The 1,962-nt window shown below is 51.8% G+C and carries 1 protein-coding gene; it reads right to left on the reverse strand.

All coding sequences use genetic code 11. The features are described 5' to 3' along the window. Positions 1-1,776, reverse strand: a 1,776-nt coding sequence (locus KQJ18_RS23725) for a DMSO/selenate family reductase complex A subunit (RefSeq protein ID WP_216422918.1), incomplete at its 3' end; no start/stop codon positions are given. Positions 1,777-1,962 lie beyond the last annotated feature (186 nt).

A 1,962-nucleotide genomic window follows, 5' to 3' on the forward strand; every position in this document is an offset into this window, starting at 1 on the left:
CAGATACTGGAGCCACTGTTCCTGGGTACGGCCTTCAGTAAAACGTTGGTAGATATCGTCGCCAAGACGTTTCGCTACTTCGCTCATTATCCAGTAGATCGGTTTACGTTCGAACTTAGGCGACGTCGCGGGTTGAATAAAAATGAGGTACCCCATGTTGCCCGCGTAGTCGTTGGGAATAATATCCTCCTGTTCGACGGTCATTAAATCAGGCAGCAGAATATCGGCATATTTGGCCGAAGATGTCATGAAGTTTTCGATGACCACTATCATTTCGCATTTCGTCTCGTCCTGAAGGATCTCATGCGTTTTATTGATATCTGAGTGCTGGTTGGTGATGGTGTTGCCCGCATAGTTCCAGATAAATTTTATCGGCACGTCGAGCTTATCTTTCCCACGAACGCCATCGCGGGTAGCGGTCATTTCCGGGCCCCGGACGATGGCGTCGGTCCAGCTAAAGCAGGATATCTGAGTCTTGATGGGATTTTCAGGCAGTGGCATGCGCTCAATCGTGATGGTGTAGGTTGATTCTCGTGCGCCGCTATTGCCGCCGTTGATGCCGACGTTGCCGGTCAGAATAGGCAACATGGCGATCGCGCGTGAGGTTAGTTCACCGTTAGCCTGACGTTGAGGACCCCAACCCTGGCAAATATACGCCGGTTTAGTGCTGCCGATTTCCCTTGCCAGTTTGATTATGCGCTCGGCTGGGATCCCGGTGATGTGCGAGGCCCATTGTGGCGTTTTGGCGATACCGTCATCACCGTTGCCAAGAATATAAGCTTTGTAATGCCCGTTAACGGGAGCATCGGCGGGCAGGGTTTTCTCGTCATAACCGACGCAGTATTTGTCGAGAAACGCCTGATCGACAAGATCTTCGTTAATCATGACCCAGGCGATTCCCGCTACGAGTGCAGCGTCGGTGCCCGGACGAATAGGGATCCACTCATCCTCTCGACCCGCTGCAGTATCGGTATAGCGGGGGTCAATGACGATCATCCGGGCGTTTGAGCGCTCCCGGGCTTGCTCCAGAAAGTAAGTTATGCCGCCGCCGCTCATGCGCGTTTCGGCAGGGTTATTGCCGAACATCACTACCAGTTTCGTGTTTTCGATGTCTGAGGTACTGTTGCCTTCGTTTGAGCCATAGGTATAAGGCATTGCCGCCGCGATTTGCGCGGTGCTATAGGTACCGTAATGGCTCAGGAATCCGCCATAGCAGTTCATCAGGCGAGCGACCAGTGAGGCATAAGGGGAGGAGCGTGTAATGTTGCCGCCGACAATGCCAGAGGTGTAGTTGATATACACGGCTTCATTACCGTATTTCTGTACGGTATTTTTCAAACTGGCGCTGATAGTATCCAGGGCTTCCTGCCAGGTTATGCGCTCAAATTTACCTTCACCGCGCTTACCCACGCGTTTCATTGGATAGTTGAGGCGATCCGGATGATTAATTCGGCGACGGATAGAACGACCACACAAACAGGCGCGAACCTGGTGCTGACCATAAATATCATCCCCGGTCGTATCGGATTCTACCCATACGACCTCATCATCTTTGACATGAAGTTGCAGGGCGCAACGGCTTCCGCAGTTCACGGAACAAGCCCCCCAAACGACTTTTTCTTCTGCTGGTTGTAATGCTTGTTGTACCGCAGCCGCTGCGGAGCGCATTCCGAAAGGTAATGAGAGTCCGCCTGCGGCAAGCGCCAGCGAACCAATAGCCGAGGATTTCACTAACGTCCTGCGGCTGATGCCTCCATATTGCTCAGTTTCAGACATAACTCCCTCCATTATAGTTATCGCTATATATTAATTTCTATAACGAAATTAATAGCATGCTAATAATGGAGTGAGTTTACCCACTTATAGGCATGTCGCCTTAATGCATATCAAAGGGGAGCGACCCTCCGCGAGCGGAGGGCACTATTTATTTTATTGCGGCTCGGCAGCATGCCCGTCCTGGGC

This window comes from Citrobacter sp. S55_ASV_140, from assembly GCF_018919505.1.
GTDB classification, from domain to species: Bacteria; Pseudomonadota; Gammaproteobacteria; order Enterobacterales; family Enterobacteriaceae; genus Citrobacter; species Citrobacter werkmanii.